The sequence below is a fragment of the Paraburkholderia bannensis genome (assembly GCF_014200455.1).
In the GTDB taxonomy this organism is placed as follows: Bacteria; Pseudomonadota; Gammaproteobacteria; order Burkholderiales; family Burkholderiaceae; genus Paraburkholderia; species Paraburkholderia bannensis_A.
Genome location: NZ_JACHBW010000032.1, coordinates 25,893 through 51,807, shown reverse-complemented (window position 1 = coordinate 51,807; position 25,915 = coordinate 25,893). Strand labels below are relative to the sequence as shown.

23 protein-coding genes are annotated in these 25,915 nt (G+C 63.9%); 15 read left to right on the top strand and 8 right to left on the bottom strand.

Features of this window, described 5'->3' with window-relative positions; all coding sequences use genetic code 11:
• Nucleotides 1-129 precede the first annotated feature (129 nt).
• Nucleotides 130-1,401, bottom strand: coding sequence for an SGNH/GDSL hydrolase family protein (locus F4827_RS32780; RefSeq protein ID WP_183732721.1), 1,272 nt, complete (start codon nt 1,399-1,401; stop codon nt 130-132).
• 302 nt (nt 1,402-1,703) lie between these two features.
• Between F4827_RS32780 and paaA the strand changes: the two genes are divergently transcribed.
• The 8 genes from paaA (at nt 1,704) to F4827_RS32740 (ending at nt 8,238) form a co-directional block, all read left to right on the top strand.
• Entirely contained in the window at nt 1,704-2,702 is a 999-nt protein-coding gene (paaA, locus tag F4827_RS32775) for a 1,2-phenylacetyl-CoA epoxidase subunit PaaA (RefSeq protein WP_183732718.1), read from the top strand.
• 17 nt (nt 2,703-2,719) lie between these two features.
• Nucleotides 2,720-3,004, top strand: a complete 285-nt coding sequence (gene paaB / locus F4827_RS32770; RefSeq protein ID WP_091017636.1) for a 1,2-phenylacetyl-CoA epoxidase subunit PaaB — start codon at nt 2,720-2,722, stop codon at nt 3,002-3,004.
• Nucleotides 3,005-3,014: 10 nt separating this feature from the next.
• Nucleotides 3,015-3,821 carry a 1,2-phenylacetyl-CoA epoxidase subunit PaaC gene (gene paaC, locus F4827_RS32765; protein WP_183732715.1) on the top strand — a complete coding sequence of 269 codons (807 nt, stop codon included), beginning with the start codon at nt 3,015-3,017 and terminating at the stop codon, nt 3,819-3,821.
• Nucleotides 3,822-3,849: 28 nt separating this feature from the next.
• Complete coding sequence (paaD, locus tag F4827_RS32760; RefSeq protein ID WP_221303905.1) at nt 3,850-4,401, top strand: 1,2-phenylacetyl-CoA epoxidase subunit PaaD; 552 nt, start codon at nt 3,850-3,852, stop codon at nt 4,399-4,401.
• Nucleotide 4,402: 1 nt separating this feature from the next.
• A complete protein-coding gene (paaE, locus tag F4827_RS32755; RefSeq protein ID WP_183732714.1) occupies nt 4,403-5,491 on the top strand; it encodes a 1,2-phenylacetyl-CoA epoxidase subunit PaaE in 1,089 nt (362 codons plus the stop codon).
• Between the two features lie 266 nt (nt 5,492-5,757).
• A complete protein-coding gene (locus F4827_RS32750; protein ID WP_183732712.1) occupies nt 5,758-6,651 on the top strand; it encodes a DUF1835 domain-containing protein in 894 nt (297 codons plus the stop codon).
• Nucleotides 6,652-6,700: 49 nt separating this feature from the next.
• The gene (locus F4827_RS32745; protein ID WP_183732709.1) at nt 6,701-7,303 is read left to right on the top strand and encodes a TetR/AcrR family transcriptional regulator; all 603 of its coding nucleotides are present in this window, start codon (nt 6,701-6,703) and stop codon (nt 7,301-7,303) included.
• Nucleotides 7,304-7,572: 269 nt separating this feature from the next.
• Nucleotides 7,573-8,238, top strand: a complete 666-nt coding sequence (locus F4827_RS32740; RefSeq protein WP_183732706.1) for a GNAT family N-acetyltransferase — start codon at nt 7,573-7,575, stop codon at nt 8,236-8,238.
• A 71-nt stretch (nt 8,239-8,309) separates the two neighbouring features.
• Here the strand turns inward: F4827_RS32740 and F4827_RS32735 are convergent, their stop codons facing one another.
• Nucleotides 8,310-8,810, bottom strand: a complete 501-nt coding sequence (locus tag F4827_RS32735; protein ID WP_183732703.1) for an Lrp/AsnC family transcriptional regulator — start codon at nt 8,808-8,810, stop codon at nt 8,310-8,312.
• 155 nt (nt 8,811-8,965) lie between these two features.
• Here F4827_RS32735 and hppD point away from each other — a divergent pair, with 155 nt between their 5' ends.
• Nucleotides 8,966-10,063: a 4-hydroxyphenylpyruvate dioxygenase gene (gene hppD, locus F4827_RS32730; RefSeq protein ID WP_183732701.1), complete on the top strand. Its 1,098-nt coding sequence runs from the start codon at nt 8,966-8,968 to the stop codon at nt 10,061-10,063.
• A 161-nt stretch (nt 10,064-10,224) separates the two neighbouring features.
• Here the strand turns inward: hppD and F4827_RS32725 are convergent, their stop codons facing one another.
• Nucleotides 10,225-10,407: a hypothetical protein gene (locus F4827_RS32725; protein ID WP_183732698.1), complete on the bottom strand. Its 183-nt coding sequence runs from the start codon at nt 10,405-10,407 to the stop codon at nt 10,225-10,227.
• Nucleotides 10,408-10,829: 422 nt separating this feature from the next.
• Between F4827_RS32725 and F4827_RS32720 the strand changes: the two genes are divergently transcribed.
• On the top strand, nt 10,830-14,426 hold the full coding sequence (locus tag F4827_RS32720) for an indolepyruvate ferredoxin oxidoreductase family protein (RefSeq protein ID WP_183732695.1): 3,597 nt from the start codon (nt 10,830-10,832) through the stop codon (nt 14,424-14,426).
• An 89-nt stretch (nt 14,427-14,515) separates the two neighbouring features.
• On the opposite strand, the gene F4827_RS32715 is transcribed toward F4827_RS32720, so the two are convergent.
• Both F4827_RS32715 and F4827_RS32710 read right to left on the bottom strand, forming a co-directional pair.
• Nucleotides 14,516-16,789 (bottom strand): NADP-dependent malic enzyme, encoded by a 2,274-nt coding sequence (locus tag F4827_RS32715; protein WP_183732692.1) that lies wholly within the window; start codon nt 16,787-16,789, stop codon nt 14,516-14,518.
• Between the two features lie 531 nt (nt 16,790-17,320).
• A complete protein-coding gene (locus F4827_RS32710) occupies nt 17,321-18,634 on the bottom strand; it encodes an MFS transporter (protein ID WP_183732689.1) in 1,314 nt (437 codons plus the stop codon).
• 370 nt (nt 18,635-19,004) lie between these two features.
• Between F4827_RS32710 and F4827_RS32705 the strand changes: the two genes are divergently transcribed.
• Nucleotides 19,005-19,691 (top strand): orotate phosphoribosyltransferase, encoded by a 687-nt coding sequence (locus F4827_RS32705; RefSeq protein WP_183732686.1) that lies wholly within the window; start codon nt 19,005-19,007, stop codon nt 19,689-19,691.
• 135 nt (nt 19,692-19,826) lie between these two features.
• Here F4827_RS32705 and F4827_RS32700 read toward each other — a convergent pair whose 3' ends face one another.
• Complete coding sequence (locus tag F4827_RS32700; protein ID WP_183732683.1) at nt 19,827-20,528, bottom strand: response regulator transcription factor; 702 nt, start codon at nt 20,526-20,528, stop codon at nt 19,827-19,829.
• Between the two features lie 356 nt (nt 20,529-20,884).
• On the opposite strand from F4827_RS32700, the gene F4827_RS32695 reads away from it, so the two are divergent.
• The 3 genes from F4827_RS32695 (at nt 20,885) to argC (ending at nt 23,272) form a co-directional block, all read left to right on the top strand.
• Nucleotides 20,885-21,394 (top strand): YbhB/YbcL family Raf kinase inhibitor-like protein, encoded by a 510-nt coding sequence (locus tag F4827_RS32695; RefSeq protein ID WP_183732727.1) that lies wholly within the window; start codon nt 20,885-20,887, stop codon nt 21,392-21,394.
• A 133-nt stretch (nt 21,395-21,527) separates the two neighbouring features.
• Nucleotides 21,528-22,109 (top strand): flavodoxin family protein, encoded by a 582-nt coding sequence (locus F4827_RS32690; protein WP_183732680.1) that lies wholly within the window; start codon nt 21,528-21,530, stop codon nt 22,107-22,109.
• A 215-nt stretch (nt 22,110-22,324) separates the two neighbouring features.
• The gene (gene argC, locus F4827_RS32685; protein ID WP_183732677.1) at nt 22,325-23,272 is read left to right on the top strand and encodes an N-acetyl-gamma-glutamyl-phosphate reductase; all 948 of its coding nucleotides are present in this window, start codon (nt 22,325-22,327) and stop codon (nt 23,270-23,272) included.
• Nucleotides 23,273-23,564: 292 nt separating this feature from the next.
• Here the strand turns inward: argC and F4827_RS32680 are convergent, their stop codons facing one another.
• Entirely contained in the window at nt 23,565-23,930 is a 366-nt protein-coding gene (locus F4827_RS32680) for a response regulator (protein ID WP_183732675.1), read from the bottom strand.
• 193 nt (nt 23,931-24,123) lie between these two features.
• Nucleotides 24,124-24,996 (bottom strand): NAD(P)-dependent oxidoreductase, encoded by an 873-nt coding sequence (locus F4827_RS32675; protein ID WP_183732673.1) that lies wholly within the window; start codon nt 24,994-24,996, stop codon nt 24,124-24,126.
• Nucleotides 24,997-25,118: 122 nt separating this feature from the next.
• Between F4827_RS32675 and F4827_RS32670 the strand changes: the two genes are divergently transcribed.
• A complete protein-coding gene (locus F4827_RS32670; protein ID WP_183732672.1) occupies nt 25,119-25,907 on the top strand; it encodes a Mut7-C RNAse domain-containing protein in 789 nt (262 codons plus the stop codon).
• Nucleotides 25,908-25,915: the final 8 nt, after the last annotated feature.

The window sequence follows — 25,915 nt, the reverse complement described above, 5'->3', positions numbered from 1 at the left end:
GGAAAAGATGCCGCCGGAGCGACCCGCCGTTTCTCGCGGCAGGCTTCGCTGCCGGTAAGGCTGAACAGCGAAGGGGGCGAATCTTAGCGCTACCCGCTGCGGGCCGCAAGGGGGTAGCGCAAGTATTTCTTACTTCCCCGCGATCGCCGATAGCGGCACGGCGTTCGCCATCGCACCGTAACCCGCGTCGCTCGGGTGAATGTGGTCGCCGCTGTCGAATTCGCGACGCAGGCGCAGCGGGTTCGCGGGATCGCGCAGCGCCGCGTCGAAGTCCACCACGCCGTCGAATTGCCCACTTGTGCGGATCCACTGATTCACTTTCGCGCGAATCGCCTCACGCTCAGGCGGCAGATCGGCCGGCGTGATCGTCGCGCCAAGCAGGCGTACCCCGCGCGCATGCGCTGCGGCAATCACTCGCCGATATCCGCCAATCAGATCGTCGGCACCCACCTGCGTGTGCGGGAAGTCGCAATCGAGCCCCGCGCGCGGCGGCATCGCCTGGAAGTTGATGTCGTTGATGCCGATCAGCAGCACTGCCGTTCGCACGCCCGCATGCCCCAACGCGTCACGCTGGAAGCGACGCTCAAGGGCCTCGCCATAGCACGGCGAATCGCTCAGCAGCCGATTGCCGCTGATCCCGAGGTCGATCACGGCCAGATTCGTCTGTTCGCGGGCGAGACGCTTCGCCAGCGCATCGGGCCAGCGCCGATTCTCATTGAGCGACGAGCGCATGCCGTCGGTAATGGAGTCGCCGATTGCCGCAATCGTCTGCGCGCCGGGCGCCTCGACTGCAAGCGCGGTCACCCACGCGTACTGCGTAAAGCGCACCGGAAACGCGCCGATCGACGGATCGGCAACATGATCGCCCGGCCGCGAGACATAGTTCACCTGGCTCGACACGCGATGCCAGGCGACCATTTTTTGCTCGCTCCCCATATAACTGCTGATCGCATAGGGCGCGCCCTGCTTCAGGCCGATGCGCACCGGATCGCTTTCGAGCTCCGCGCCCGGCGGCAGCGACACCGATGCCTTGCCGCCAAACGTCACCCGCACGCTCTCGGCCTGACTCACCGCCGATCCGCCAGCCGAAGGCGCAATCGCCATCGCCCCGATCACAAGCGGCGCACGCCCATAAAGATTGCTGATGTGCACCCGCGCGACTTCGCCGCCAAGCGTCGGATAAACGATCTGCCGGACCGTTCGGCCCGCTACGTCGGGCGCGCGGTAGAGCGCCGGCAAGGCGTCTCGCTCGGGAATGGACTGGAGCGCCGTCGCCCAGCTCGTCACCCAATGGGCGCTGGCCGCTTGCGCGGCGGCCTGTTGAGCAAAAGCCGGCGTCGCTGCGCCGATGGCAACGAGCAAAGCGGCGCCAGCCGCGGTGGTAGCAAAGGAAATCTTCATGCAGTCGGTTGCGCGCGTATCGCGCGCATCTATCCCGGTTAGTCAGGCAAAACACCCATTGTGCCCCATGGCCGCAATCGCAGCCTTCCATCCTCCCGACACGTGAAAGCGCCGCCGACCACGACCACCGCATCCACAAAATTTCTCCAGTTCACCGCACCCATCCACCAGAACACAAGCAACGAGTCCGGCAAGTTGCGCTCTCGCTTAACTACCCTTTTGCGCAAGCTCAAAATATTCATTTACCGACCGGTCGGTTGGTTTATACTCCTTCCACACCAAACTCCGACGAGAGCGTTCCCATGTACACGCAATCCCTCGACATCCCCGGCAATGTCGCTCCGCTGGACGCGGCGGCGGCCTCGCCGGAGCAGGCCAACTTCGACGCAATCATGGCCGCCGACGGCAAGATCGAGCCGCAGGACTGGATGCCCGACGCCTACCGCAAGACGCTGGTGCGCCAGATCTCGCAGCACGCGCACTCGGAAATCGTGGGCATGCTGCCCGAGGGCAACTGGATCAGCCGCGCGCCCAGCCTCAAACGCAAGGCCATCCTGCTCGCCAAGGTGCAGGACGAAGCCGGACACGGTCTCTATCTCTATAGCGCGGCGGAAACGCTGGGCGTCTCGCGCGACCAGCTGGTTGACGCGCTGCACGCGGGCAAGGCCAAGTATTCGAGCATCTTCAATTACCCGACGCCTACCTGGGCGGACGTCGGCGTGATCGGCTGGCTGGTCGATGGCGCGGCGATCATGAACCAGATCCCGCTGTGCCGCTGCACCTATGGCCCATACGCGCGCGCCATGATCCGCATCTGCAAGGAGGAGTCGTTCCATCAGCGCCAGGGTTTCGACGCCCTGCTCGCGATGATGCAAGGCACCGACGCGCAAAAGGAACTCGTGCAGCAGGCCGTGAACCGCTGGTGGTGGCCGGTGCTGATGATGTTCGGCCCGAGCGACGCCGATTCCGTGCACAGCAACCAGTCGGCCAAATGGGGCATCAAGCGCATCTCGAATGACGATCTGCGCCAGAAGTTCGTCGATGCCACCGTCGAGCAGGCCAAGGTACTCGGCGTCACGCTGCCCGACGCCGATCTCAAATGGAACGAGGCGCGCGGCCACTACGACTACGGCACGATCGACTGGGAAGAATTCTGGCGCGTCGTCAACGGCGACGGCCCGTGCAACCGCGAACGCCTCGGCACGCGCGTGAAAGCGCACAACGAAGGCGCATGGGTGCGCGAAGCCGCCCTCGCTCATGCCGAAAAACAACGTCAGCGCGCCGAAAAGCACGCCGCCTGAAGCTAAAGGAGACAGAGATGAACAAGGAATGGCCGATCTGGGAAGTGTTCGTGCGCAGCAAGCAGGGCCTCGACCACAAGCACTGCGGCAGCCTGCACGCCGCCGACGCCTCGATGGCGCTGCGCATGGCGCGCGACGTCTACACGCGCCGCCAGGAAGGCGTGAGCATCTGGGTGGTGCCGTCGTCGGCGATCACGGCTTCGGATCCGAACGACAAGGCCGAGCTGTTCGAACCGGCCGGCGACAAGATCTATCGCCATCCGACGTTCTACACGCTGCCCGACGAAGTCAACCACATGTAAGAGCGCCAACATGACGACGCCCACGCAAGAACACCTCGCGTACGTGCTGCGCCTCGCCGACACGGCGCTGATACTTGGTCAGCGCAACACGGAATGGTGCGGGCACGGCCCGATCCTCGAAGAGGACATCGCGCTCGCCAATATGAGTCTCGACCTGATCGGCCAGGCGCGCCTGCTCTATACGCACGCGGCCACGCTCGAAAAGGCGCTCACCGGCCGCGAGCGCACCGAGGACGACTACGCCTACTTCCGCGCGGAGCGCGAGTTCGCTAATTTCACGCTGGTCGAGCTGCCGCACTTCGGCCCGCTCGCCGGCACGACGCATTCGGCCAACGATTACGCCGTGACGATCGTGCGCAACTTTCTCTACGCCTCGCTGATGGCGCATCTGTGGACCGCGCTGCTGCGTTCCGCCGATCCGCAGCTGGCCGCCATCGCCGAGCGTTCGATCAAGGAAACGCGCTATCACGTGCACCACGCCCGCGAATGGCTGATCCGCTTCGGCGACGGCACGGACGAATCGCATCGCCGCGCCCAGGCCGCGCTCGACTGGCTGATGCCGTACACGCGCGAATTCTTCAGCACGGATGCGGTGGAAAGCGCCGTGGCCGAAGCCGGCATCGCGCCGCTCACCGCGCAGCTCGAAGCAGCCTGGCGCGCCGACGTGGAAGCCGCGCTCGAAGAAGCCACGCTCGCGGCGCCCGCGCCGGTCAAGCACGTCACGAGCGGCAAGCACGGCGAGCATTCGGAACATATGGGCTTCGTGCTCGCCGAGATGCAGAGTCTCGCGCGCCAGCATCCGGACGCTCGCTGGTAAGCCGCGCGGGTTTCATGAGGACATGACGATGCAAGCGACGATGCAAACCCCGGCCGATCAAACGCTCGAACGCGCCTGGGCCGCGCTCGAATCGGTGCCCGATCCGGAGATTCCGGTGGTGTCGATCCGCGAACTGGGCATTCTGCGCGACGTGCGCCGCGCCGACGACGGCCAGCTCGAAGTGGTCATCACGCCCACCTATTCGGGCTGCCCGGCGATGTCGCAGATCGCCGAGGACGTCGCACATGCGCTCGACGCCGCGCAGATCGCGCCCTACCGCATCGCCACCACGCTCTCGCCCGCCTGGACCACCGACTGGATCACCGACGAAGCACGCGAAAAGCTGCGCGCCTACGGCATCGCACCGCCCACCGGCAACTGCGGCGGCGCGGCGCACGGCGCATCGGCCGAAAAGCCGATCACCTTCATGCGCCGCCCCGACCCGCTGCCCGCGCCCGTCTGCCCGCGCTGCGGCTCGAAGCACACCGAGCGCCTCGCGCAATTCGGCTCGACCGCGTGCAAGGCGCTGTACCGCTGCCTCGACTGCCGCGAACCCTTCGATTACTTCAAACCGTACTGATATGGCCACTCCGCAATTCCATTCGCTGCGCATCCGCGAAGTGCGGCCCGAAACCGCGGACGCGGTCTCCGTCGCTTTCGAAGTCCCGCCCGAGCTGCGCGAGGCGTATCGCTTCACGCAGGGGCAGTTCGTCACGCTCAAGGCCCACATCGACGGCGAAGAGACGCGCCGCTCGTATTCGATCTGCGTCGGCGTGACCGATTACGACCGCGACGGCGAACTGCGCGTCGGCATCAAGCGGGTACGCGGCGGGCGTTTTTCGAACTTCGCCTTCGACCAGCTCGCGCCGGGCCACGAAATCGACGTGATGACGCCCGACGGGCGCTTCTTCACGCACCTGAACGCCGAGCACGGCAAGCATTACGTGGCGTTCTCGGGCGGCTCGGGCATCACGCCGGTGCTGGCGATCATCAAGACCACGCTGGAGACGGAGCCGCGCAGCGCCTTCACGCTGGTCTACGGCAACCGCAGCGTGGACTCGATCATGTTCGCCGAGGAGCTGGAAGACCTGAAGAACCGCTTCATGGACCGCTTCCGCCTCTATCACGTGCTTTCCGACGATCTGCAGGACGTCGAGCTGTTCAACGGCGTGCTCGATCAGCAAAAGTGCGCGGCCTTCATCGAATCGCTGCTGCCGGCCGAGGAAATCGACGAAGCCTTCATCTGCGGCCCCGGCCCGATGATGGACGCCGCCGAAGCCGCGCTCAAGGAGGCCGGCGTGCCGGCGAAGAACGTGCATGTCGAGCGCTTTGGCTCGCCGCTGCCGCAGGCGGGCGTGCCTGTCGTCGAGATCACCGAAAGCACGCCGGCCGCAGATCTGGAAATCGTCATCGATGGCAAGAAGCGCAAGCTGCGCCTGCCCTACGAAGGCGTGAGCCTGCTCGATGTCGGCCTGAAGGCGGGTCTGGCGCTGCCGTATGCGTGCAAGGGCGGCGTGTGCTGCACCTGCCGCGCGAAGGTGCTGGAAGGCGAAGTGAAGATGGACAAGAACTACACGCTCGAAGAGCAGGAAGTGCGGGACGGCTTCGTGCTGACCTGTCAGTGCCACCCGGTCAGCGAGCGCGTGGTGGTGAGTTTCGACGAACGATAATTTGTCGTGCGCCGTTGGGCGCGATGCCTTGAGCATGCGGGTCTGAACGTGTCGCGCAGCACGCCACGCGATGTCACGAATAGACCTTAGAGCAACAGCACGCTTTCGGCGCTCCAGCGATCCGCTTACACTAGGGGCCGCCCGCGAGTGGTGCAGCGCAGCGCTGCATCGGTGCGGGCGGTCCCTTTTGTCTTATGCGCGCTCCGCTCGCATCTGGCACTGATTCTGCTCTTCCAGGCGTTCATGGTGAACGCAACGAGTTGTCGATGACCACGATCCACCTCATCCGCGGCGAGCCGGCTGCGTCCGCGCTGCGTCAGGCTCTGCAGGCCCACGAGGCCGCATGCCCCGCAAGCGTCCAGACAGCCGCACGCGTGATTGCGCTGGCCGACGACCTCACGGTCGGGCCCCTGCGCGATATCGACGAGGCGGCCAACCCCGGTACGGCGCTACGCGCGGCGTTCTGGCAGCGCGTGGATGGCGAATGCGGTGCCGCCGACGACCGTGAGTCGGGCCAAGCGCTGGCCCAGACGCTGGCGCAAGGCGACTGCGCGGCGCTGATGGCGCTGGAAGCCAACAACGCCAGCGTGGTGATCTGGCACACGCACGACGCCGCCGACCAGCTCACGCTGCGGCGCGCCTGCTACCGCCTGCGCAATGTGCCGCAGCGCCTGAACGAAGTGCGCCTGACACCCGCCGATCTGGCCGGCACTCAGGACGCAGCTGCCGTGCGCTTGCAGGCCCGTCTGCCGGACGCCGCACCGATTTCCGTGCTGCGCATCACGCGCCTCGCGCTCGAATGGCAGGAAGCGAAATTTGCCAATGGCGAGACGCGCCGCTGGCGCGACAACACCTTCACGAGCGGCACCTGGGCCGATCTGGACGCCCAGATCCTCGACATCCTCGGGCAAGCCTCGCCGCCCAGCGATAGCCATGCGCCGTGGCTCGCCTGCGACACGCTGGGGGCAGCGCTCGTGCGCGGCGGCGCGGGCTTCACGGTCGGCGAGCCGGTCGTGCGCTGGCGTCTGCGTGAGCTGGCTTGCGCTGGCGAACTGCGCCTGAGCGAGGACCTGTGCGCCGCCCGCACCGCCAACCAGGACGCCCGTAGCGCGCGCCCCATTGCGGTGCACGCGGCCGCGCATCTTTCCCTTTCCCGCTGATCCTCTGCGGCAACGCAGCTAAAAAATAGCCGAACTCCGCTGATAAAAAATGGCCCGCACCCGAGCGCCCGACCACGAAACCCAGCGCGACCAGATCCTCGAGCTCGCCGCAGCCAAATTCGCGCAGACGAGCTACCCGAGCACGTCGATGTCCGATCTCGCAGCCGCGAGCGGCACCTCGAAGGCACGCCTGTATCACTACTACGAGAGCAAGGAAGCGATCCTGTTCGATCTGCTCGACCGCTACACCAAGCGGCTGATGCTGATCATTGCCGAGGTGGAAGGGGCAAGCCAGCGCCGCGGCCTCGACGAGCGCGAGTGCTTCGCCGAACTGATCCGCGCGTTCCTCGCCGAGTATGAAACTTCCCACAGCCGTCACGTGGCCCTGCTCAACGACGTCAAATACCTCGTGGACGCGCAGCGCGAAATCATCCTGAACCGCCAGCGCGACGTGGTGGCCGCGTTTACGCGCCAGCTCGCGCGCGCCTACCCGGGCCGCGTCACGGCGGAAAACCAGACTTCGCTGACCATGATGCTGTTCGGCATGATCAACTGGACCTTCACCTGGCTCAAACCGGGCGGGCGCATGGGCTACCGTGATTTCGCCGAGCAGGTGATCGAGGTCATGGATCACGGTCTGCAGAACGCTTAAAGCGCGCCTGAATGCGCTCCGAACGACAGATCAAATCGGGCCAGATTGACGCACCGCAACATGCTGCGTAGTCACAACAGTTGACGCGCCAAGCTATTCGCCACGAATATCCAATAATAATCAATAGGTTATGCGCTTCAATTTATTAATTAGGCGCAACACTCAAATCCGTAATCCGGGTTTTCCCTAGATCGACCCCAGGGTTTCCGCTAGAATGCGTTTTGCGGCGCACCATATGCGCCGCCTTTCGTATTTCAGGGAGAACCCACATGACCCACATTTCGACCCAAGCCAACGAGCCGATCCTCGCATCCGGCCGTCCGCTCGCGTCCGGACATGCGCCGGTCATGGTGCGCGTTCTCACCTCGGCCGACCGCGAACGCCTGCTCGCGCACTTTCTCGCGCTCGACAGCGAAGACCGCCTGCTGCGCTTCGGCCAGGCCGCGCCCGACCACGTGATCGAAAACTACGTGCGCTCGCTGGACTTCACGCGCGACACCGTGTTCGGCGTGTTCGACCATCAGCTGCAACTCGTGGGCGCCGGTCATCTGGCCTATCTGCCCGCAGACGGCAATGGCCGCACGGCTGAGTTTGGCGTTTCGGTGCTCGAAAGCGCACGTGGTCAGGGCATCGGCTCGAAGCTGTTCGAGCGTGCCGCCATCCGCAGCCGCAACACGCACGTCACCACGCTGTACATCCACTGCCTGTCGCGCAACTCGACGATGATGCACATCGCCCGCAAGGCCGGGATGAAGATCGAGTACGCCTATGGCGAAGCCGACGCGTATCTCTCGCTCGAACCCGCCGATCAAAGCAGCATCATCGCGGAAATGCTCCAGGAGCAGGCCGCCGTGTTTGACTACGCGCTCAAGCGTCAGGCGCGCCAGACCTCGAAGCTGATCGAAACAATGCTGCCGCAGGCCATCGCGGCGTGACTTCTGCCCGGCCTGGGTTGAACGAGCAAGACTGAAAAAGCGGCTTCGGCCGCTTTTTTTACGCCTGCGATTCACTTCTGCGGAATCGGCAGCGCCGTGGTTTCCTTGAAGGTCTGCAAAGAAAAGCTTGAGCGCACGTCGATCACCGACGGATGGTGCAGCAACTGGTCCTGCACGAAGCGCGAGAAGTGCGCCATATCCTCCACCTGCACGCGCAGCAGAAAATCCATATCGCCCGTCATGGCGTGGCAGGCCACCACTTCCGGCCAGGTCTGCACCGCCGCGCGGAACAGTTCCGCGTGAGTCACGCCTTCGCGCCCCGACGCCGTCGGCCCGCGCTTCTCCAGCCGCACATTCACATAGGCGAGCAGATCCAGACCAAGCATTTGCGCGTCCAGCAGCGCAACATAGGTGCGGATCACACCACTCTCCTCCAGCCTGCGGATACGCCGCAAGCACGGGCTAGGCGAGAGATTCACGCGCTCGGCGATCTCCTGATTCGAGAGCCGTCCATTTTCCTGAAGAATCGCCAGTATTTTCCGGTCGATTGCGTCCAGTTCGATGCTCGCCATTTTCTGCTGCCAGTTAATGATGTAAAGGCAGTTTATAGCTCAAATCAACTTGTGGGCGATTAAGTTCGCAAGTTTTCGCCCGAATCGCACAGCTACACTTTGTCGCACGTAATCGCCCATCTGAAGCGCTCATCAGGATCAGTCAGGAGACAACCATGCAGGTCCCCACCTGGGAAAATCCCGTCGGCACCGACGGCTTCGAATTCATCGAATACACCGCGCCGGACCCCAAGGCGCTCGGCAATCTGTTCGAGCGCATGGGCTTCACCGCCGTCGCGCGTCATCGCCATAAGGACGTGACGCTGTACCGTCAGGGCGACATCAACTTCATCGTCAACGGCGAGCCGGATTCGTTCGCCCAGCGCTTCGCGCGCCTGCACGGCCCGTCGATCTGCGCAATTGCGTTCCGCGTCGAGGACGCCGCCAAGGCCTACAAGCACGCGCTCGATCTGGGCGCCTGGGGCTTCGACAACAAGACCGGCCCGATGGAGCTGAACATTCCGGCCATCAAGGGCATTGGCGATTCGCTGATCTATTTCGTCGATCGCTGGCGCGGCAAGAACGGCGCGCAGCCCGGCAGCATCGGCGATATCAGCATCTATGACGTCGATTTCGTGCCGATCGAGGGCGCGGAGCAGAATCCGGTCGGCCACGGCCTGACCTACATCGATCACCTGACGCACAACGTCCACCGCGGTCGCATGAACGAATGGGCGGAGTTCTACGAACGCCTCTTTAACTTCCGCGAAATCCGGTACTTCGACATCGAAGGCAAGGTGACGGGCGTGAAGTCCAAGGCGATGACTTCGCCCTGCGGCAAGATCCGCATTCCGATCAACGAGGAAGGCGGTGAAACGGCCGGCCAGATCCAGGAGTATCTGGACGCCTATCATGGCGAGGGCATCCAGCACATTGCGCTTGGCACCAACGATATCTACGGCACGGTCGACGGCCTGCGCGCCTCGCAGATCGCGCTGCTCGACACTATCGACACCTATTACGAGCTGGTGAACCGCCGCATCCCGGGCCACACCGAGCCGCTCAACGAACTCAAGAAGCGCAAGATCCTGATCGACGGCCTGCCCGAAGACCTGTTGCTGCAGATCTTCACCGAGAACCAGATCGGCCCGATCTTCTTCGAGATCATCCAGCGCAAGGGCAATCAGGGCTTTGGCGAAGGCAATTTCAAGGCGCTGTTCGAATCAATCGAACTCGACCAGATCCGCCGTGGCGTGGTGCAGGACAAGGCCTGAAGCGGGAGATAGTGCTTCGATAAAGAAAAAAGGGCGAAGATCGCGTGATCTTCGCCCTTTTAGTTTTTGGATCCGTCGCCGCACACCTACGGCGGCGGATTCAGGTGAATGGGATGCCGCGCGGATCAGCGCAACATCGTCGTTATCCTTGCTCGAACGGCTTAACGCTCGGCCTTCGGGGCCGGAAGCGGGGTCGAATCAGCCTTCGCGCACAGCGTGACCTGCGCGGACGACGTCGTTGCATTCGCCGCGCTCTGGGTGCGGGCGTTCGAATGCAGGGGCGCGCTCATGGCGAAGAACGCAGCCGAAACCGTCAGGAAGGTCTGGATATGTCGATTGTTCATCTTGTGTACTCCTTTTTTCAGACTTGCCTCTCACCGGGCGATCCGCGTTAGCACCCCAATAAATGGTTGGCGCTACGCAGTTCGCTCAAGTGAGGGAGTTAGACAGGATATTCAAGACCGGTTCCCTGACAGTGCAACATTTACACGTTGTTACGTCATACCTTATTCAGATACATCCTTTGTTACAAGGGCCTGCGAGCCGTCCGCACGGCACCGCGCCGCAGACAGGAAAAATGCTGCAAAGCGCCAGATTTGACCGCTTTTATGATGCAGAGCGGCGGGTTTGTCCGAGTGCTACTATCGAAAAAAAGACGCCAATATGGCGAGCCCGGCCAACGCATTCACAAGATGCTGCGGCCTCCGAAAGTTCTGGCGATCCCACAACGGATTGATCGGATTGGTTGGATGGAGGAAGACAAATAATGAATGCCCCGCTCGACGCAGGTCAGCGCGCTTCGCTTGAAGCCGCACTTGCTTCCGTCACGCTCGACGATAAATACACCCTCGAACGCGGTCGCGCGTACATGAGCGGCATCCAGGCCTTGGTTCGCCTGCCGATGCTGCAACAGGAACGCGACAAGGCCGCCGGTCTGAATACTGCGGGGTTCATCTCAGGCTATCGTGGCTCGCCTCTGGGCGGTCTCGATCAGTCGCTCTGGAAGGCGAAGCAGCATCTCGCCGCCCATCAGATCGTTTTCCAGCCAGGCGTCAATGAAGACCTCGCCGCCACCGCCGTGTGGGGCTCGCAGCAGGTCAACCTGTACCCGTCGGCGAAACACGATGGCGTGTTTTCGATGTGGTACGGCAAAGGCCCCGGCGTCGACCGCTGCGGCGACGTGTTCAAGCACGGCAACTCGGCGGGCTCGTCGCGGCATGGCGGCGTGCTGGTGCTCGCGGGCGACGACCACGCGGCCAAGTCCTCGACGCTCGCGCATCAGTCGGAACACATCTTCAAGGCCTGCGGCCTGCCGGTGCTGTTTCCCTCGAACGTGCAGGAATATCTCGACTTCGGCCTGCACGGCTGGGCGATGAGCCGCTACTCCGGCCTGTGGGTAGCGATGAAGTGCGTGACCGACGTGGTGGAATCGTCGGCATCGGTGGAAATCGATCCGTATCGCACGCGCATCGTGCTACCCGAAGATTTCATGATGCCCGACGGCGGCCTGAACATCCGCTGGCCCGATCCGCCGCTGGTGCAGGAAGCGCGTCTGCTCGACTACAAGTGGTACGCGGCCCTCGCCTACGTGCGCGCCAACAAGCTCGACCGCGTCGAGATCGATTCGCCGCACGCGCGCTTCGGCATCATGACGGGCGGCAAGGCCTATCTGGACGTACGCCAGGCGCTCACCGATCTGGGCCTCGACGACGAAACCTGCTCGCGCATCGGCATTCGTCTTTATAAGGTCGGCTGCGTGTGGCCGCTTGAAGCACAAGGCGCGCAGGCTTTCGCACGCGGTCTGGAAGAGATTCTGGTAGTAGAGGAAAAGCGTCAGATTCTCGAATACGCGATCAAGGAAGAGCTTTACAACTGGCCCGATGCGCAGCGCCCGCGCGTGTACGGCAAGTTCGACGAAAAGGACGGCGCAGGCGGTGAATGGTCGGTGCCAATGGGCAACTGGCTGCTGCCCGCGCACTATGAACTCTCCCCCGCGATTATCGCCAAGGCCATCGCCACGCGTCTGGACAAGCTCGATCTGCCGTCCGACGTGCGCGCACGCATCGGCGCGCGCATTGCCGTCATCGAGGCGAAGGAGCGCGCGCTCGCCAAGCCGCGAGTGCAGGTGGAACGCAAGCCGTGGTTCTGCTCGGGCTGCCCGCACAACACCTCGACCAACGTGCCGGAAGGCTCGCGCGCGATGGCAGGTATCGGTTGCCACTACATGACCGTGTGGATGGACCGCAGCACCAGCACCTTCAGCCAGATGGGCGGCGAAGGCGTGGCGTGGGTCGGCCAGGCGCCGTTCACGAACGACAGGCACGTGTTCGCCAATCTGGGCGACGGCACCTATTTCCATTCGGGATTGCTGGCGATTCGCGCCGCGATCGCTTCGAAGGCCAACATCACCTACAAGATTCTCTACAACGACGCTGTGGCGATGACGGGCGGCCAGCCCGTCGACGGCGTGCTGACCGTGCCGCAGATCACGCATCAACTGGCGTCCGAAGGCGCGAAGAAGATCGTGATCGTCACCGACGATCCTGAGAAATACGAAGGCGAACTCGCCGCAAAACTCGCGCCGGGCGTGACGATCCACCATCGCGATCAGCTCGACGCGATGCAGCGCGAACTGCGCGAGATCGAAGGCACGACGATCCTGATCTACGACCAGACCTGCGCCACGGAAAAGCGCCGCCGCCGCAAGCGCGGCACCTATCCGGATCCGGCGAAGCGCGTGGTCATCAACGAGTCCGTCTGCGAAGGCTGCGGCGATTGCTCGGTGCAATCGAATTGCCTGAGCGTCGAGCCGCTCGACACCGAATACGGCACGAAACGCCAGATCAACCAGTCCACCTGCAACAAGGACTATTCGTGCGTGAAGGGCTTCTGTCCGAGCTTCGTGACCGTCGAAGGCGGCCAGTTGCGCAAGCCAAAGTCGGACCGCGTCGCCACCGAATCGATGCCGCCGGTGCCGACGCCCGACGTGCCCGCCATCGGCCGCCCCTACGGCGTGCTGGTGACGGGCGTGGGCGGCACGGGCGTGGTGACGATTGGCGCGCTGCTCGGCATGGCCGCGCACCTCGAAGCCAAGGGCGTGACCGTGCTCGACGTGACGGGCCTGGCGCAAAAGGGCGGCGCGGTGATGAGCCACGTGCAGATCGCCACGCGCCCCGAAGACATCCACGCCACCCGCATCGCCATGGGCGAAGCCAGCCTCGTGATTGGCTGCGACGCCATCGTGACGGCAGGCGACGACTGCGTGTCGCGCATGCAGGTTGGCCAGACGCATGTCGTGCTCAACAGCGCGGCCACGCCGACCGCCGAGTTCATCAAGAACCCGCAGTGGCAATTCCCCGGCTCCAACACTGAAGCCGATGTGCGCGCGGCCGCCGGCGTCGATAACGTCGCCACCGTCGATGCCAACCGCTACGCACTCGCACTGCTGGGCGACGCGATCTACACGAATCCGTTCGTGCTCGGTTATGCGTGGCAAAAGGGCTGGCTGCCGCTCACGCACGAATCGCTCACGCGCGCGATCGAGCTGAACGCGGTGCAGGTGGAAAAGAACCTGGCCGCGTTCGAATGGGGCCGCCGCGTCGCGCATGATCGCGCTGCCGTGGATGCGCTCGTCAAGAAGCCGGTCGCCGATCAAAACGCCACGGGCGCGAAGATCGTTTCGCTGCATTCGCCCAAGGCGCTCGATGCGCTGATCGACAAGCGGGCGCAGTATCTCGCCGCGTACCAGAACGAAGCGTATGCGCAACGTTATCGCGCCTTCATCGACGAGGTGCGCCGCGCCGATGCGAAGCTCGATCACGCGGACGGCCAGCAGCAGCTCACCGAAGCCGTCGCGAAGAATCTGCACAAGCTGATGGCGTACAAGGACGAGTACGAAGTCGCGCGCCTGTATGCCGATCCTGCGTTCATCGAGAAGATCAAGGCGAGTTTCGAAGGCGACTGGAAGATCAACTTCCATCTCGCGCCGCCCTCGTTCGCGAAGCATGACGACAAGGGTCACCTGCTCAAGAAGCAGTATGGTCCGCGCATGCTCACGGCCATGCGCGTGCTCGCGAAGCTCAAGTTCCTGCGCGGCACGGCGCTCGATCCGTTTGGCCGCACCGAGGAACGCCGCCACGAACGCGCGCTGATCGGCGAGTATGAAACGCTGATGCGCGAGGTGATCGGCGGTTTGAGCGAGGCGAATCTGCCGCTCGCGCTGGAACTGGCGAACCTGCCCGACGCGATCCGCGGCTATGGTCATGTGAAGGAGAACAACCTCAAGGCCACGCGCGCAAAGTGGGCGACACTGCTGGCGAAGTGGCGCTCGCCGGAAAACGGCGCGGCGCGGCACGCAGCTTGATGCTTTCCTGACGCGGTAAAAACAAAGGGCGCTTCGTTCATCGAACGAAGCGCCCTTTCTTCATCAGCGACTCAAAAGAGCCGCCGGATTTACTTCGCCACGTTGGCGTTGGCCGAAGCCACCGCCGTCATGTTGATGATGCGTCGCACCGTCGCCGCCGGCGTGAGGATGTGCACCGGCTTCGACGCGCCCAGCAGGAACGGACCCACCGTCACGCCTTCGCCGCCGATCATCTTCAGCAGGTTGTACGTGATGTTGGCGGCTTCCACGTTCGGCATGATCAGCAGGTTCGCTTCGCCCGCGAGCGTGGTGCCCGGGAACGACTGCTTGCGGATCATTTCCGACAGTGCCGCGTCGCCGTGCATTTCGCCGTCCACTTCGAGCTGCGGCGCGCGTTCTGCGAGCAGCTGGCGCGCAGCCTGCATCCGCTGCGAGGTCGACGAACGCACGCTGCCAAAGTTCGACGACGACAGCAGCGCGACCTTCGGCGCAATGCCGAATTTTTCGATTTCGCGCGCGGCGAGAATCGTCATGTCGGCGAGCTGTTCGGCGCTCGGCACTTCGTTCACATAGGTGTCGCTGATGAACAGATTGCGGCCCGGCAGCATCAGCAGATTCATCGCCGCGTAGTTCTGAGCTTCCTTCGCCTTGCCGAACACCTGCTCGATGAACTTCAGGTGGTAGTCGAAGCTGTTGAGCAGACCGCAGACCATGCCGTCGGCGTCGCCCAGATGCACGAGGATCGCGCCGATCAGCGTGTTGAACTTGCGCATCGAGGCCTTCGCCACTTCCGGCGTGATGCCCTGGCGCGCGCCCAGTTCGTGATACGCCTGCCAGCTCTTCTGGAAGCGCGGATCGTCTTCCGGATCGACGATTTCGAAGTCGGTGCCCGCGCGCAACTTCGAGCCCATCTTCTTCAGACGCATTTCCACCACCGACGGACGGCCGACGATGATCGGTCGGGCAATCTTTTCCGTCAGCACGAATTGCGCGGCGCGCAGCACACGCTCATCCTCGCCTTCCGCGAACACGATGCGCGCGTTGTTGGCCTTGGCTGCCGCGAACACCGGACGCATCACCATGCCCGTGCGGTAGACGGTGGCGCCGAGTTCCTCGCGGTACGCGTCCATGTCCTTGATCGGACGCGTCGCCACGCCCGAATCCATCGCGGCCTGCGCGACAGCCGGAGCGATCTTGATGATCAGACGCGGATCGAACGGCTTCGGAATCAGGTATTCCGGGCCGAATTCGAGCGTGTGGCCTTCATAGGCCTTCGCGACTTCGTCGCCCTGATCGGTTTCTTCGGCCAGTTCCGCAATCGCGCGCACGCACGCAAGCTTCATCTCTTCCGTGATGGTGGTCGCGCCCACATCCAGCGCGCCGCGGAAGATGAACGGGAAGCACAGCACGTTGTTGACCTGGTTCGGATAGTCCGAACGGCCGGTGGCAATGATCGCGTCGGGGCGCACGCGCCTGGCTTCTTCCGGGCGGATTTCCGGCTCCGGGTTGGCCAGCGCCAGGATCAGCGGCGTGGTGCCCATGTCGACGACCATGTCGGCCTTCAGGACACCTGCGCTGGAGCAGCCGAGGAACACGTCCGCGCCCTTGATGGCGTCGGCCAGGGTGCGCGCTTCGGTGTGCGCCGCGTAGCGCTGCTTCGACGGATCGAGGTTGCCGCGACCTTCATAGATCACGCCCTTCGAGTCCGTGACCAGCACGTTCTCTTTCTTCAGGCCCAGATTCACGAGCAGATCCAGACACGCAATCGCCGCCGCGCCCGCACCCGAGCACACGAGCTTCACGCTGCCCAGATCCTTGCCCACGACCTTCAGGCCGTTGAGGATGGCCGCCGAAGCGATGATCGCCGTACCGTGCTGGTCGTCGTGGAAGACGGGAATCTTCATGCGCTCGCGCAGCTTCTTTTCGATGTAGAAGCACTCGGGCGCCTTGATGTCTTCGAGGTTGATGCCGCCGAGCGTCGGTTCGAGCATGGCGATGGCTTCGACCAGCTTGTCCGGGTCGCTTTCGTCGAGTTCGATGTCGAACACGTCGATGCCCGCGAACTTCTTGAAGAGACAGCCCTTGCCTTCCATCACCGGCTTGGCCGCGAGCGGGCCGATATTGCCCAGACCGAGCACGGCCGTGCCATTGGTCACGACGCCGACGAGGTTGCCACGCGAGGTGTACTTCTGCGCGTCGAGCGGATCGGCGTGGATCGCTTCGCACGCAGCGGCGACGCCCGGCGAATACGCGAGCGAGAGGTCGAGCTGGTTCGAAAGCGGTTTGGTCGGCGTGACCGAGATCTTGCCGGGCTTCGGATTCTGGTGATAAGCGAGCGCGCTTTGCTTCAGTTGTTCATCCATTTTCGGGCCTGCCAGACGTGAGAGACGAGAGAGGAATGTTTATGTTCGACTTGTGTTCTTGTCCCGCCGATTTGCGTAATTCGATGAACGCTCGTGCGCAACGGCAGCGCGAACGTAATCACCAGATAGTTCACAGGCGAAACGGCGCCAGCAAAAAAGCGGGGCAATTAGTGTACACCCCGCAATGTTCGAGGCGACTTGGGTCAAAGACTGATACCGGAGATTTGTGCTGGATGCCTTCCGGCGCGAATGTCGGCGTGCGCGCGAGGCGGTCTTGCCACGCCAGCGCGGTTCATACGCGACACATGCGCGGCGTACGGCGCTTTTATCGAATCGACGTGTGATGTTGCAGGCGGTTCGCGACACGGGCGGCGCGCGGCAAATCCTGCCGCGCTGAAGGCCATTCATGCGATTGTGGCGTCGTCGTGTTGCGTTTGTTGCGTGATCGAGGCAGCCGATGCGATCTGACTGGACCACTCGTGCGGCGATGCGCCGCACCGTCACATCGAAAACCTGCTACGTGAGTGGCGCTTATTCGAGCGCAGCGCCGCGCCGCTCGGGGATCAGGAACAGCGTGGCGAGGATGTCGAGCACGTAGATCGCGGCCAGCATGCCGAGCGCTGCCGTGAACGAGTAACGCGCGGCCAGCGCGCCGACCGCGAGCGGTCCAAAGCCGCCCACTGCACGCCCGATGTTGAACAGGACGTTCTGCGCCGTGGCGCGCGCGGCAGTCGGATAAAGCTCGGATATCAGCGCGCCATAGCCGCCGATCATGCCGTTGACGAACACGCCCATGGCCGCGCCGCCGATCAGCAACGCTAACGGCGTGGTCATATGCGCGTAGACGAACACCATCGCGACCGCCCCCACCTGATAGGTGAGAAACGCCGGCCTGCGGCCGAAGCGATCGGCGGCCACGCCGAACAGCCAGATGCCGACGGCCATGCCGGCCACCGTCGCGGCGGTCCAGAGGCCGGATTTCGTCAGCGAATAACCGAAGGACTTCGACAGATAGGCCGGCAGCCAGATCATCAGACCGTAGTAGCCGAAGTTCTGAACCGAGCAGAGCACCGCCACGCCGAGGCTCGCGCGCGCCGTGCGGGCGTCGGCAACCAGCAGACGCAGCGCGCGCGGCTTGTCCTGAGGCGCAGCCTGTTTCGCACGCGCGCGATGCGCGACGAACAGTTCGGGTTCCTCCACCTGGCGGCGCACGAAAAACGACGCCACGGCGGGCAGCAGGCCAACCGCGAACATGCCGCGCCAGCCGATAACCGGCAGCAGCACCGGCGTAAGCAGCGCCGCCGCGAGCACGCCCGCCTGCCAGCCCAGCCCGACGTATGACGATGCCCGTGCGCGCAGCCGCGCCGGCCAGGCCTCGGCGACCAGCGCCATGCCAATGCCGAACTCCCCGCCCAGGCCAATCCCCGCGATCGTGCGGTAGATCAGCAGATCGGCATAGCCGCGCGCGAGCGCGCAAAGGCCCGTGAAGACCGCGAACAGCAGGATCGTCCAGGTGAGCACACGCACGCGGCCGAAGCGGTCGGACAGCAGGCCAAACACGATGCCGCCCACCACCGCCCCGATCAGCGTCCAGGTGACGAGCGCGCCCGACTGCGCGCCCGAGAGATGCAGATCGGCGCCGATGGCGGGCAGCATGAAGCCGAGCATCAGCAGATCGAAGCCGTCCATCGCATAACCCAGTACCGAGGCGATCAGCGCGCGGACGGCGTGGCCGCGTGACGCGGCGCCAGAATCGGCATCCGTGTGCGCGATCGCGGCGGGTGCGAAAGCCGTATCGGCGGGCGCGTCATCGGCCGGCGGTAAGGAAGGGGAAGCGGGAGACATGGCGAAAGATCCTGTGCTGGGCGCTAGCCCGACGAAAACCGGCGAGAGTGTACTGGTGCGATAAATCCGCCACAACCGGCGAACGCAACGCGCGGGCCGCCCCGATCGCGCCCTACAAAGCGGCCCTTCGCTTACAGAGCGGCACTGTCAGCGCGACTCGTCGGCAACCGTCAAGTCGGGTAAAATACCGGCCTACGCGCGCAAGAGAAGCCGTCCGGACCGAGCGGGTCGCCTGAATCCCAACCTCAGACGATCGACGCCCTCCAGACCGCGCATCGCGGGTTCCGATGCACCTCATCCGGACTCGCCGTGCCAGCGCCACCGGGCCCAGCGCCCACCCTCCAGAGCACTCACATCCAAGGATTCGCCCATGACAGGCAACGATCGCCAGACGATCTCGGACGCAACCGCGAAAATGCTGCTCGAAGTGCAAGCCGTGCACTTCAACGCGGAAAAGCCCTTCATCTTCACTTCCGGCTGGGCGAGCCCGGTCTACATCGACTGCCGCAAGCTGATCTCGTACCCGCGCGTTCGCCGCGGCCTGATGGAAATGGCCGAAGCGACGATCCTGCGCGACGTCGGCTATGAGCAGATCGACGCGGTCGCCGGCGGCGAAACCGCAGGCATCCCGTTCGCGGCATGGCTGTCGGACCGCCTGATGGTGCCGATGCAGTATGTGCGCAAGAAGCCGAAGGGTTTCGGCCGCAACGCGCAGATCGAAGGTCTGCTAACCGAAGGCCAGCGCGTCCTGCTCGTCGAGGACCTGACCACGGACAGCCGCAGCAAAATCAACTTCATCAACGCGCTGCGTACCGCAGGCGCGCAGGTGAACCACTGCTTCGTGCTGTTCCACTACAACATCTTCAAGGAAAGCGTCTCGGTCCTGAAGGACATCGACGTCGATCTGCACGCGCTGGCTACGTGGTGGGACGTGCTGCGCGTCGCCAAGGACTCGGGCTACTTCGAAACGAAGACGCTCGACGAAGTCGAGAAATTCCTGCACGCACCGGCTGAATGGTCGGCAGCGCACGGCGGCGCCACGTCGGCACCGCAGTAAGTTTTCGCGCCAGGCGCGGCGGCGGGCCGAGGCTCGAGAAGAGCGCCGCCCACCGTTGCAGCAAAAAGGCCATCCGCTTTTATCGGCGGATGGCCTTTTTTTCGTCTTCCGCCTGGTCTGCTCGCTGCAGCAGGCTCAGGAGGGTGTCACTTCGCTGCCCAGCCCTTCATCGGGCGCATGCGACGAGAGATTGAGCAAACCGTTGCTCTGCGCGTACTGGAACAATTCCGAATCGCGATCGAGGCCCAGCTTGCGCATGGCCGTATTTTTCTGCGTGCTGATGGTCTTGATGCTGCGGTTGAGCTTCTCGGATATTTCCTTGATCGTCATACCCGATACGAATAAGCGCACCACTTCGAGTTCGCGCTTCGACAGAATCACTTCGTCGTTCTTGCCACCGCTGTTCATACGCAGCGATTCGAGCGCAAGCTTGACCTGCGGGCTCATATATTCGAGATTGCGGCTGACGTGTTGCACCGCAAGGCCGATGTGGCTTAGATCGTCGGACTTGTGCACGACGGCGATCACGCCCAGTTCGCCCAGCCGCTTGAGCAGCGCGGCGTTTTCGAGCATCGTCAGGACGACGATAGGAACGCCCGGAAAATTGCGGCGCAGATAGCCTATCAACGGCAATCCATCGCCATATTGACCGCCCGGCATGGCGAGGTCGGTCACGAGCACGTCGCACGGCGTCGTCTGCAGCGCCTTGATCAGTTCGGTGGACTGACGAGCGCGCGCAACCACCTGAATGCCCGGGAACTTCAGGAGCGCATGCTCTGCGCCGAACAAGATCACCGGATGATCGTCCGCGACTACGACCCTGATTGGCTGCTGCATTAACTCCTCCGTGGAGACAATCTGCTCGTCGTTATTTGATGACTTCGTTTGCCCCGTGCGTCCCCGGAACCCCGTTTCCGCATATAGAGGAAAGCTCGCGACTATAGCCGATTTCGCTGCGCAGGCCGTCGCTACTGGCCCAGAACCTAAGCCCTTTATACCGATATATTGAACGATATTCGATCTGGGACACAATTCGTCAATCGCCTTCGGAAAAGTGTCCATGAAAATTAACAAACATACAGGAGAACTAGCTGATGCCGTTTGCCGATATCAAGCAGTATCGTACAGCGCATGCGGGTTGGCGCTCCACTGTCAGCGCACGCGCAGGCCTCGTCGCAGCGCTTCTGTTTTACATGGCGTTCTCACCTTGCTACGCGCAGGACCGCTTTGTCGTCAGCAGCACGAATTTTCGGGACGGCGGCCAGGTCGCTGCGACGCAGGTATTCAATCAGGATAGCTGCACAGGCAGCAACCGCTCTCCGCAATTGACCTGGCGCAATGCGCCTGCCGGCACGCGCAGCTACGCCGTGACCCTCTTCGATCCCGATGCATCAAGCCGCGGCTGGTGGCACTGGGCCGTCGCCAACCTCCCTGCACGCGTCAATTCGCTGCCGGAGAACGCGAGTGCGTCGGGCGCACTGGGCAAGCTTGGCGCAATCGAGGCGCGCAACGACTTCGGCGGCGAAGGCTACGGCGGTCCGTGCCCGCCGCCCGGCAAGCCGCACCGCTATATCGTCACGGTCTATGCGCTCAAGGTCGACAAACTCGCGCTCGTGTCCGGCCGGCCTGCAACGATGTTCGAGCACGAGATAGAGGATGCGACGCTCGGCAGTGCGAAACTCACCGTGACTTATCGCCGCTGACAGCGGCTGACGGCGGCAGACCGCCACTGTCAGAAAAAGTGCGGGTGACAGCGGCTAACATGTGAAGGCGTAGCATGTAAGCCGCCGCGCATCGATCTATGCCGGACCCTTCAACCTTTCGCTGGAGTGCTCCATGTCCCGAATCGTCATCGCGTATCACAGTGGCTACGGCCACACGAAGAAACTTGCCGAAGCCGTGTTCGCCGGAGTGCAGGACGCGGGCGCGCAGGCCATTCTGCTGGCCGTCGCCGACATCGACGACGCCGGCTGGGCCGAGCTCGACGCCGCCGACGCCATTGTGTTCGGCGCACCCACGTACATGGGCGGCCCGGCGGCCGAGTTCAAGAAGTTCGCCGACGCCAGCTCCAAGGCCTGGTTCACGCAGAAGTGGAGAGACAAGATCGCGGCCGGCTTCACGAATTCCGCGACCATGAACGGCGACAAATTCTCGACGATCCAGTATTTCGTCACGCTGTCGATGCAGCACAGCATGATCTGGACCGGCACCGGCCTGATGCCTTCGAACACCAAGGCCGCCACGCGCAACGATCTGAACTATGTGGGCGGCTACACGGGCCTGCTCGCACAGTCGCCCGCCGACGCCACGCCCGAGGAAGCGCCGCCGCCCGGCGATCTGGAAACCGCCAAAGCCTTCGGCGCGCGTGTCGTGGAGGTGACGGCGCGCTGGCTGGCCGGACGCAAGACGTCGGCCTGACTTTGCCTAGGGCCGGCGTCTTCGCGCCCTCATACCGGTCTGGCGACGTCAGGTCTTATCCGTACGGGTAAGGCCTGATTTTTTTCCCGCACGCGCCGCACGCTCGACGGCATACGGTCTTAAAATACCGTTCCCGCGCCGTATCGGTGATCGCCGCACAATCTGGACTGTGCGGCGGGCGGCGCCCGCAATCCCCGCGTTTCAGAGGAAGCGAGATGAGCACGAAAGTTTTTGTCGACGGACAGGAAGGCACGACCGGCCTGAAGATTTTCGAATACCTGTCGCAGCGCGCCGACGTCGAGATCCTGCGGATCGACGAGGCCAAGCGCAAGGACGTCGAGGAACGCCGTCGTCTCATCAATGCGTCGGACGTCACGTTCCTGTGCCTGCCCGACGTGGCTTCGCGCGAGTCGGCTACGCTGGTCGAAAACGACCGCACGGTGCTGATCGACGCCAGCACGGCGTTCCGCACCCATGCCGACTGGGCCTACGGCCTGCCGGAACTGACCAGGGCGCAACGCGAGAAGGTGCGCACCTCGAAGCGCATCGCCGTGCCGGGTTGCCATGCGTCGGCCTTCATCCTGGCCATGCGTCCGTTGGTCGAGGCCGGCCTCGTCGCGCCCGATTTCGCGGCGCACAGCTACTCGCTGACCGGCTATAGCGGCGGCGGCAAGTCGATGATCGCGGAGTACGAAGCCGGCGGCAACGCGAAGCTGATGAGCCCGCGCCCCTACGCGCTCGGCCTCAAGCACAAGCATCTGCCGGAAATGGCCTTCCACGGCAAGCTCCAGAACGCGCCGGTGTTCACGCCGATCGTCGGCCCGTTCCTGAAAGGTCTGGCGGTCACGACCTATTACACCCCGTCGCAACTCGCGCGCAGCGCGAAGCCGGAAGACGTGGTGGCGCTGTTCGCCGAGTACTACGCGGGTGAGAAGTTCGTGCGCGTAATGCCGTTCAACGCCGACGCCAACCTCGATAACAACGCGTTCGACGTCCAGGCCAACAACGACACGAACCGCGTCGACCTGTTCGTATTCGGCAACGAAGAACAGTTCGTCACCGTGGCGCGCCTGGACAATCTGGGCAAGGGTGCCTCGGGCGCAGCGGTCCAGTGCATGAATCTGGCGATTGGCGCGGCCGAAGATACCGGCCTGAAGACTTAAAAGCGGGCTGCATCCACCCTGACCGTGAGCTGAAACGAAAAACCCGGTGCTCCACAGCGCCGGGTTTTTTATTTTCTGCGCCGCGCCAGCGTGGATGTGCAAGGCGTGCGGATCGTACAGACGAAAAAAAGCCCGCCAATGGTAGGCGGGCTGAATCCATATCAGAGGAGACATGGAGGAGACAAAACGGAGTATAGCGAACTACTTGGTGCGTCGCAACATGTAAAGTAGTATCCACCCTTTATGTTGCTTAAAAGCAACATATTTGCGATCAGGATTACCCCGATGGGGTTCAGGCCACCATCGAGAGAATAAAAGTCAGCTGATCGAGCCCCACGGGGCGCACGAGATGGACGTCGAAACCCGCAGCCAGCGCGGCGTCGCGATGTTGCGATTCGCCCCAGCCGCCCAGCGCGATCAACATCGGCGAGCGAGCGCCGCAGGCCGCACGCAGGCGTTGCGCCAGCGCGCCGAAATCGTCGTCGGGGGCGAGTGAAAGGCCCACTATCAGCACGTCGGGCGCGAATCGCGTCGCGGCTTGCGCCGCATCGTCGAGGCTCGCCGCAATGGCAGTCGCATATTGCAGATCGGCCAGCAGATTGCTCAGTCCAGCCAGCGATTTCTCGTCGTCAGCGGCGATCAGGATGCGCGTCTCCATCCGCCGTCTCCCTTCCAGCTCAATTGCGATGGACGCCGTGCGCGCGATGCGTCACACGACGTCCCGATTTTGCGCGCTGACGCTCAAGACCTGCGTGCGTCAACGCGCGGTCGTATGAAGATTTTGACAGGAGCGCGAGCAGATAAGTCCCGCGTTCGCGCCCCTGAGCCTGGGTGCTTGCGCTGCGTCGGGCTTAAGCGCGACCCGCGCGGCGCGCCGCCACCTTGCCGAGCACGGCGAAATCGCATTCGCCGTCACCATGCGCGAGCGCTTCGATCAGGCTGTCGCGCACCACACTAGCGACGGGCAGCGGCGTCGACACGGCTTCGGCGGCGGCCAGCGCGAGGCGCACGTCCTTCAGGCCCAGCCGCGCCTTGAAGAGCGCGGGCTCGTAGCGCTCTTCCGCGATCATGCCGCCGTAGCCCGCATATACCGGGCCCGGGAAGATCCCGCTCGTGATCACGTCGAGGAAATCGCGCATCGCCACGCCATGGCCGCCGAGCAGCGCCGAAGCCTCGCCGAGCGTCTCCACCGCGGAAGCCAGCATGAAATTCGCCGCCAGTTTCATCACGTTGGCCTGCTGCGGCAGCGCGCCGATACGCCAGGTCTTCTGGCCAATCGCATCGAACAGCGGCTGCACGCGGTCGATCGCTTCGGCGGCGCCTGCCGCGACGATCGTGAGCTTGGCCGCCGCCGCCACGTCGGGCCGCCCGAGCACCGGCGCGGCAACGTAGTGCAGGCCGCGCTCGGCATGTTCGCGCGCGAGCGTTTCGGCCAGCGCCACCGAAATCGTCGCCATGTTCACGTGCACGAGGCCGCGCGGCGCGTGTTCCAGCAGCGCGGCGTCGATCACCGTGCGCAGCGCCGTATCGTCGGCGAGCATGGAGAGAACGGCGTCGCCCGCGAAGGCTTCGGCGGGCGTGGCGACCACGCGTGCGCCCGCCGCGGCAAGCGCCTGCGCCTTTTCGGGCGTGCGGTTCCAGACGCGTACGGAATGCCCCGCCTTCAGCAGATTGGCGACCATCGCGCCGCCCATTTCACCCAGGCCGATAAAACCGATATCCATCACATGCTCCAGGAAGTTAGAGGCAGGAGTAAAGCACAGCGCGGCAAGCTCTGCAGTGGTGCCCTTGGGCGCAGGCAGTTCGCAGCAAGGCGGCCTGCCGCGCGATGCGCGATACTGCGTGGATGGTCACCGCCACTTTCCGCTTCTACGAGGAGCTGAACGACTTTCTCGCCCGGCCGCTGCGCCGGCGCGCGTTCAGTTGTCCGTGCGCGGCCAACGCCAGCGCCAAGCACATGATAGAGGCCCTGGGCGTGCCGCACACGGAAGTCGAGCTGATCCTCGTGAACGGCGAATCGGTGGGCTTCGAGCATCCGCTCGCGGACGGCGACCGCGTCGCCGTTTATCCGAAGTTCGAGGCACTCGACATCCGTCCCCTGCTGCGCGTGCGCGCCAGTCCGTTGCGCGAACTGCGCTTTATCGCCGATGCGCATCTGGGCGGTCTCGCGCAATTGCTGCGGCTCGCGGGCTTCGACACGCTTTACGACAACCATTACGCCGACGAAGCCATCGAAGCGCTCGCCGCCGCCGAGCATCGCGTCGTGCTTACGCGCGACCGCGAACTGCTCAAGCGCCGCACCATTACGCACGGCTGCTATGTGCGCGCGCTCAAGCCGCGCGCTCAGCTCGACGAGCTGTTCGAGCGCCTCGACCTCGCCGCGAGCGTGCGCCCGTTCCGGCTGTGCCTGAGCTGCAACGCACCGCTGCGGTGTATTGCGCGCGCCGAGGTGCAGACGCGCGTACCCGAAGGCGTTTTCGAGCGTCACACACGCTTCGTCACCTGCGACGTTTGCGCGCGCGTGTTCTGGGAAGGTTCGCACTGGCGCCGCATGCGCGCGCTGATCGACGACATGGCCGGACCGGAGCGGACACCCGCCGCACAACCGGACCCAGACGGCGATACGCCACCCTGACCCCGTTC